The sequence below is a fragment of the Sphingobacterium sp. IITKGP-BTPF85 genome (assembly GCF_001006065.1).
GTDB classification, from domain to species: Bacteria; Bacteroidota; Bacteroidia; order Sphingobacteriales; family Sphingobacteriaceae; genus Sphingobacterium; species Sphingobacterium anhuiense.
On the sequence record NZ_ASZT02000065.1, the window covers coordinates 21,103 to 28,470 of the forward strand.

At 33.5% G+C, this 7,368-nt stretch carries 10 protein-coding genes; 8 read left to right on the forward strand and 2 right to left on the reverse strand.

What is annotated here, in order from left to right; genetic code table 11:
* The first annotated feature begins 155 nt into the window (after positions 1 to 155).
* From L950_RS13740 to L950_RS13760, 6 genes are all read left to right on the forward strand, one after another.
* Positions 156 to 1,274, forward strand: a complete 1,119-nt coding sequence (locus tag L950_RS13740) for a hypothetical protein (protein WP_021189951.1) — start codon at positions 156 to 158, stop codon at positions 1,272 to 1,274.
* Positions 1,275 to 1,458: 184 nt separating this feature from the next.
* Positions 1,459 to 2,259: a hypothetical protein gene (locus tag L950_RS13745; protein WP_021189952.1), complete on the forward strand. Its 801-nt coding sequence runs from the start codon at positions 1,459 to 1,461 to the stop codon at positions 2,257 to 2,259.
* A 211-nt stretch (positions 2,260 to 2,470) separates the two neighbouring features.
* Positions 2,471 to 2,917 carry a WG repeat-containing protein gene (locus L950_RS13750; RefSeq protein WP_021189953.1) on the forward strand — a complete coding sequence of 149 codons (447 nt, stop codon included), beginning with the start codon at positions 2,471 to 2,473 and terminating at the stop codon, positions 2,915 to 2,917.
* Entirely contained in the window at positions 2,914 to 3,090 is a 177-nt protein-coding gene (locus L950_RS28665; RefSeq protein WP_021189954.1) for a WG repeat-containing protein, read from the forward strand. The genes L950_RS13750 and L950_RS28665 overlap by 4 nt, the downstream gene beginning before the upstream one ends.
* Positions 3,091 to 3,286: 196 nt before the next feature.
* The gene (locus L950_RS13755; protein WP_021189955.1) at positions 3,287 to 3,580 is read left to right on the forward strand and encodes a hypothetical protein; all 294 of its coding nucleotides are present in this window, start codon (positions 3,287 to 3,289) and stop codon (positions 3,578 to 3,580) included.
* A 43-nt stretch (positions 3,581 to 3,623) separates the two neighbouring features.
* Complete coding sequence (locus tag L950_RS13760) at positions 3,624 to 4,301, forward strand: hypothetical protein (RefSeq protein WP_021189956.1); 678 nt, start codon at positions 3,624 to 3,626, stop codon at positions 4,299 to 4,301.
* 47 nt (positions 4,302 to 4,348) lie between these two features.
* On the opposite strand, the gene L950_RS28670 is transcribed toward L950_RS13760, so the two are convergent.
* The gene (locus L950_RS28670) at positions 4,349 to 4,507 is read right to left on the reverse strand and encodes a hypothetical protein (protein WP_021189957.1); all 159 of its coding nucleotides are present in this window, start codon (positions 4,505 to 4,507) and stop codon (positions 4,349 to 4,351) included.
* 26 nt (positions 4,508 to 4,533) lie between these two features.
* Positions 4,534 to 5,403: a glycosyltransferase gene (locus L950_RS13765; RefSeq protein WP_021189958.1), complete on the reverse strand. Its 870-nt coding sequence runs from the start codon at positions 5,401 to 5,403 to the stop codon at positions 4,534 to 4,536.
* Positions 5,404 to 6,140: 737 nt separating this feature from the next.
* Here L950_RS13765 and L950_RS36570 point away from each other — a divergent pair.
* Positions 6,141 to 6,584, forward strand: coding sequence for a two-component system response regulator (locus tag L950_RS36570; protein ID WP_084825449.1), 444 nt, complete (start codon positions 6,141 to 6,143; stop codon positions 6,582 to 6,584).
* Between the two features lie 86 nt (positions 6,585 to 6,670).
* The coding region (locus L950_RS36575) for a sensor histidine kinase (protein ID WP_316930638.1) at positions 6,671 to 7,368 on the forward strand (698 nt) is incomplete at its 3' end.

A 7,368-nucleotide genomic window follows, 5' to 3' on the forward strand; every position in this document is an offset into this window, starting at 1 on the left:
TGATTTTCATGCATAGGAGGTGTATGGATATTTTTATCATACTATTTCGATAAGATTAATATTAATGATAAGTTTGTTGTTAACAATGTTATTTTCTTTCCGATCTACGGTAAAGATATCTGGCAGTTGAATTACTTTTCAATTATTAAATATAAATGATGATAAAGACATCTTTAATGGTATGTGTTTTGGTGATGGCAATTTCTGTATCGGCACAACGGAAGAGTTATCTTCCTCAAGGAGAAAATCAAGAAAGATATAAAGAAATCAGTGGGCGATATGGGGGCAATGACGGTATCTGTCTTTTTGAAGATGGTACTTTTATGCTTTATGGCTATGCTACAGCAGTTTTTGGGCATTATGGTTTTGAAAAGGATTACTTACTTTTTTATACGGATAAGCAAGATCTATTTGAGATCTATGCTCACCAAGATCCTTCTCTAGGTGCGGGAACGAAAATGGCTTTTGTAGGTTTTGAAGATGGAAATACCTATGTGAAGTTTGATAAAGACAGTGTGCAGCAGGTCTTTAATGATGATGCGAACTGCTTTAGTAGCCCTTTTGTCTTTGAAAAAAATACTTTTCCGAGAAGTATTAGTTTATATGCCGCAGAAAATAGTGAGGACGATTCTCTAGCTTCATGGAATTATAAGAACGATAAAGGCTTTAATAATTTTGTGCTCGTACACAATAAAGCCCGACGGGAATATGAAGATTTTTCCGGAGCGTTATATAAAAATGAAGATAATCAATTGGTGATCCAGCTTTCTAATTATGGAGGGGAAGACGGTTATAAGAAACAGGAAAGTGATCATGAATGGAATGATATCGTAATGATGAAAAATGAATATCTTACATCGTTTAAATCACGCGATTTTATGCTTGTTAATAAGCATTATGGTACTTTTGAAAGGGATCTTTCTACCTATCGTCTGGACAAGCCTACTAACCAATATATGCGTCAGGATGACACGGATAATGATGCCTATTATGAAGATAATGTGTATCAGGATGATCGTATCTTAAGTCAGTTTCTTAAACAGAATCTTGTGGATAGGGTTATGAAGCACCGAGAAGAATTAGTTTTTTCCGATTCAACTATCTTCTTTAGTAGCTGCACTGAGATTGAAAAGTCATATCGTTATAAAGGAAAAGTATTGAAGAAGGCAGATGATGAAGATCTTAAGCAGGTTGTGACACCTCTTATCATGACATTGCCAGTTGAACAAACTGCTACGGAGAATGAGAAAAATAGTAAAAAGACCCATAAATAATGTAAACCTTCATGGACCATGTAATCTTTCTCTTTGTCCTAGAGAGATCAATGTTTACATGGAATCCATTTCTTTTTAATTGAGGCTAATGCGCTTTAATTTAATGTGATGTGTGAAAAAAAATCAAATTCTGGCTTTCATGCTTTGGTAATATACATTGATTATATTTTGAAATCAATTGATAATGAATAAAAAAAATAATTCTATCAGTATTTCGAAAAAGAAGTTTGGAAAGAATAATAGTGCCATGGCATTAATTTTTGTCATTATATTTTCTCTTTTTGGAGTCATTGGCATTATAATAGATTGGAAAAGTGGACTTTCCGGACTTGCTTTAGTGACTGTACTATATCTTGTTCATAGCTTCGTCAAGTTCAACTATTTTCTCTACTTTATTGGCTTGTCCTTTGTTGCTATATATCTGTTGAGTGAATGGCAGGATATTGAATTTTTACAGATCGTCCTTTCTTCGATTTTTCTAACTTTTTTATTTTTCATAAAATCGTGTTATCAAGATTATAAGGCACTTGATAGTTTTGAAATTTTCTATTTGGATAGCAAAGAGCTCCGTTGTTTATCAACGGAGAATGATGCAGATTATAAAGGCTATGCACTAGATCCTAGAAGTTATTTGAAGAAGTATGCTGCAGTAAAAATTAGCGCTATCTCTTTCAAAAGAAAAGATATGACCATTGCAATAGATGATCTATTGATACGACCTAGAGCGCTAACAACAATTCATCTAGAGCAGATTTACGATTTTGTAAAAATTAATTATCCAAATCTTTTAAATAGAGACGAGTTTATTCAACAAAATCTAAGTAAAGAAAATCAATATTACATTCATAAGATTTATATTTTTAGTCCTATCCTCGTTTTGGCACTTGTTATCTATTTTTTCGGAAATAATGGTAAAGATCATATCCTAACGCTTTGCTGTTTAATACTAATGGTTATTCTGCCAGTTGTCATTAGTAATTTTTAGCAAGAGTATGAAGTGTACTTTTCAGTATTAATATTTTCATAGCTAAATCATATACTAGTTTTTTCGTTTAAAAATAATTGAACACGGATTGTAAGATCACTTAAGCGAATTGTAAACCCATCACAATATTGTCGATGTTTAAGGTATTTTTGTAATAGTAACAATTGAACATCATCGAGATTGCTAATGGTGTCATTTTCAAATTATATAAATGAACTATTTATTATTATTTTTCTTTACGATTTTATCTGCCTGTACCAATAAGACGATACAAAAGCAGGACAGGTCAAAATCTAAAATAGTGCAATTGCCAGGACATTATAATGTGCAGGATAATGCATGGGAAAACAGCGATCCCAATTATGATGCTTATTCTTCATTTGGAGAAGATCTTTATGCCACATTCAGTAAGTTGGATAAAGATGGAAATAGTTTGGGTCTGGGTCTTATTGATAAGAGTGGGAAAGTTATTATACAGCCTATTTACAGCAGTGTAACGATGCGCATTAGGATGGAAAATGATTTTTTCGTCGTGAGTGACTCCCTCAATAATTATGGTATAGTCAATAGCGAGGGTGTTGAAATTGTAAAGCCTCAATTTGATGATATCTATTTTGGGAATAATGCGGCCGATTCGATGGATACAAATTTGGATTGATAAAAGTCAGTAAAAATGATAAGAAGGGCTACATCAATGCCACTGGTCGAATTATTGTTCCGGTAAAATATGATGATTTATTTATGATGGGCAAGAATGGCTTGATCATGTTTCAAGTTTTGATTCCTATAGGTAATGGTAACAATACCGCTAAATGGGGAATTATGGATTGATCAAAAATAATTAGCCCCCCTCGTTTTTCTTATCCAAGTCGCTTTGAAAATGGTCGCGTAACACTTGTATCAGAAGGTATAGAATATGGTGTCAATGAAAATGGAATAACTAAAAAAAATAATAAACACCTTTTTTTAAGCCATATTATGTATCATAATAACGTTGCGAAAATCTGTTTATTAAAGCTATTGAAAAATGAAAGATTTTTTTAAAAATAAAATAACGATCTTTTTTACGTTAAGTGCATTATCGATTTTGATCGGAATTTTAATTGCGATTGTATTAGCTACGGGGGTTTCTGCTCCAGATAAGTTAGCCGCGATGTACATTTTTTTTGGACTGATTCCTGTTTTGCTCATCATTGTGATTGACAGAATCTGTGTTTGGAAATTTGGAACAAGAAAAGTAAATAAAATTCAGCTTTATATCCTGATCTGTTTTATTGGTCTGTTTGTAATCAATTGGATAAGACTACGATTGCAGGTGTAAAAACCTCAGTAATATAAATAATTAAAACATAAGATAAATTTAAATGAAAAGTAAGAAAACCAAAATGATTCTTTTAGGAACAGTAGCTGTATTAATCGTATTGCTTATTGCTAGTAATTTTATATATATCGCGCCAAATGAAACATTGCTCTATAAGGCACAGCAATATGTAACCTATTCAAAAGCTGATTGGGAAAATTATGAAGAAAATAAAAGAATATTAGCAAATAATCCAACAGACGGTAATATTCAAACTGAGGTAGCTGCGGTAGTTTCTCCTGATGATATTTACTCGTTAGATACGAGCCGTGTGGCACCTGAAGTTGTTGCAAGTGAAATTGAAAAGATTAAAAAAGCAAATTTTGATCGTCTTGTTGAAGCTAAAATTAGACCTGATCATGAAGATGCACAGGCTGCGTTGATCCGCCATACTGATGGCCGATTAACGGACGTTATTATTAATCAAAAGATCAATATAAAAGTTGGTAAGTGTTACGATAACCCAAATACAGATGGCAATTACAATTGTGTAAGCTGTATGATTTTGTTATATAATAGAGATAAGAAAGATTGGCAGGAAGCACCTGATGGAGATAATTTTCTTAAGCCCGCGTATGATTTTTATCAGCCGTCAAAAGGCGATATTTGGGAAGCTAAAGATCTGACGATGCGTATTCCATTTGATTATGATCTGTACAAAAAGTTTGAAGGTAAAGAATAAATTTTTGAGCTCAATAATTGGAATGTAGTGCCATGATAGTCATGGCACTACGTGTCGTGATTGTCCACTTCATTTGGATTTGGCGGAAGCGGATTCGTGTCTTTTTTTGGTGGTGTACCGGTATTGCTTTTCACTTTGTTCTGAGATGAATCATTCGATTTATCTTTGGGTATTTTTGCTGTAGTTTTAAGATTTTTCTTTTTCATATCTATAAATTCTTACAGTAGTTTTATTATGAAGATAGCCTTTTGTTGCTGTGAAATATGTTCGTAATATTGTTTTGTTGAACCGTATCATTGAAGCAAATGGTCGATGATTTGGACGCTGTACAGAGCTCATTCAGTAACTGAAATTGTCTTTTCCCTACATTTGACCATGACATTTGTTTTCCATAGATTGAAGCATTGTTTCTGTAATATTGCAATTTATCTGGTTGATCTAAAAGATCATTGACAACTGACGAAAGTGCATGTGCATCATTAAAGGGAAAGAATAATCCACGATCATCCGCCAGGAGATCTTTAGCATACCAGTATGGCGTCGAAATGCAGGCCGCTCCAGCACCCAGGGCAAACGACAGTGTTCCACTGCTGATCTGGTTTTCATTTGGATAGGGAGTAACATAAATATCGCAAGCGGTCAAATATTCCTTTAATAGTTTTTCAGATGCAAATTGATTGACGAATTGTACTTTATGACCAATATTCAGAGCCATCACCATGTCCATCAAATCATGTCTGTACGAGTCACCTTCATGCTTTAAAACATTTGGATGTGTGGAACCTAATATAATATAAACGAAATCGTCATTCTCAATTTGAGAAACTGCCTGAATAGCTGTTTCAAAACCTTTGCTTTTACCTACAAAGCCGAAACTGAGCATGACTTTTTTATTTTGAAATCCTAATTTTCTCTTCGCCATATCTTGGTCGCAATCGAAGTTTGGAACACCATGTGGTATTAGACTTACCTGATTACGGTCAATTTGATATATTGTCTCTAGCATATTGATGGCACGACTCGTCATAACGGTGATTTTACTGCTATACTGCGCTAGTGCACGGAGTATACGGTATTCATTATGATGGGGATGTTCCAGCACGGTATGTAAGTTGGTAAGAACGGGTACATTTAAGTGTTGAAGTAAGTCAATAATGTAGCTCCCTGTTTCTCCGCCAAATATTCCGTACTCGTGTTGGATGATACAGGCATCAAATGCAGTGTTGATGACATGGGCTGCCTGAATATAACTTTCTAAATTTTCTTTCTCAATAATATAAGTTACTTCTTCAGGAAATACATATTCAGAACCATCAGATACCGCAAATATGTGATGATCATTCGCTAAAGATCGTGGCAGGGAGTGATATAGATCATGTGAAAACGTTGCAATTCCGCACTGCTAGGTGGGTAAGTTCCAATAATAGCTATTTTCATTTTTTAGTATAAATTAAATCCACAAGAATTATTGAATGATATGGAATATTTCTGTACATTCTTCTTATATTAAGAACAGGGTAAACGCTGTTAAGTTCAAATTCGAATCGAATCCGATGATGTAAACAGGCATTTATTCTTATAAACAGGTATAAATTACTGTTATCTCCGAGGTTGTCTCTTTATTTGTCAGTAACTCATAGAATTATCGTTTAAATAATTCCTTTTTATTGTTCATAATTGGAAAATATCGCTTTTTGCAAAGTAATATTTTTGGACCAATATAGTTTGCTTTGTGTCTAGGTGTCATTATTAAAAAATAAAATACTATTTTTAAACTTTATCATTCGAATACCTGTGTTTACACGATTGTTGTTTACAGACGAATTGAACTAAACTGCTATGATTTTAATTGTTGACGATCAAGAAGCGAATATTTATTCACTTAAGAAATTACTCGAATCTCAAAATTTTTCAGTTGATACTGCGCTATCTGGAGAAGAGGCACTAAAAAAGGTTTTAAAGAATAATTATGCATTGATTATCTTGGATGTTCAGATGCCGGGAATTGATGGTTTTGAAGTTGCAGAAACGTTATCTGGTTTTAATAAAACTAAGGATGTTCCGATTATTTTTTTATCTGCTGTCAATAAGGATAAAAAGTTTATTACTAAAGGTTATGCATCAGGTGGTATAGATTATGTTACCAAGCCTATTGATCCAGATATTTTAATGCTGAAAGTGAAAACATTTTCTCGTTTATATGAGCAGACAGTAGCTTTGAATGATATGCAGCAGATACTTCGATTGGAAATTGAGGAGCGAAAAAAGCGCAGCAGGAGTTAAAAGAACAAGTTGAAAATTTACATTCAACATTAGAGTCTCTGCCACAGCTGGCTTTTACGGCAAATGGAGATGGTGAAATAGAATTTGTGAACAGCAAATGGCTATCCTATGCAACATCAAATAAATTTCCTGCAACGCATGCTGATGATCCGGATATACATGTATCTTGGGCAGAAGCCTTAATTACTGAAACACCAATCGAACTTGAAGTACGTATTAAAGAATTAAAAGCAGAGCTGTTCAGATTTCATTTATTACGAATCATTCCCATTAAAGAAAAAAATAATCAGGTTAAGTGGGTCGGTACTTTTACGGATATTGATGATCAAAAACAGATGGAAAAGAAAAAGGATGAGTTTTTAAGTATAGCCAGTCATGAATTGAAAACCCCATTAACAAGTATTAAGGCATATGCCCAGCTATTGGAGCGAACAATTAATACTGCTAAAGACGTCACAGCAGTCAAATATATCAATAGGGTACAAAGCCAGGTCACCAAACTTAGCGGACTTATTACAGATTTGTTGGACATCTCAAAAATTGAAAACGGGAAATTGAAGATTACAAAAAAGAATTTTGATTTTGAAAACTTACTAACCAATGCTATTGATATTATTTATCAAACCCATGAAAATAATACCGTTACTATTGAGAGGGAAGGTGATCGAATAGAAGAGCTCTTTTTAGGTGATGAAGTTCGTATCGAACAGGTTTTGATCAATTATTTGACAAATGCCATTAAATATGCGCCAAATACTGATCGGATCATTGTACGTACAGAAAA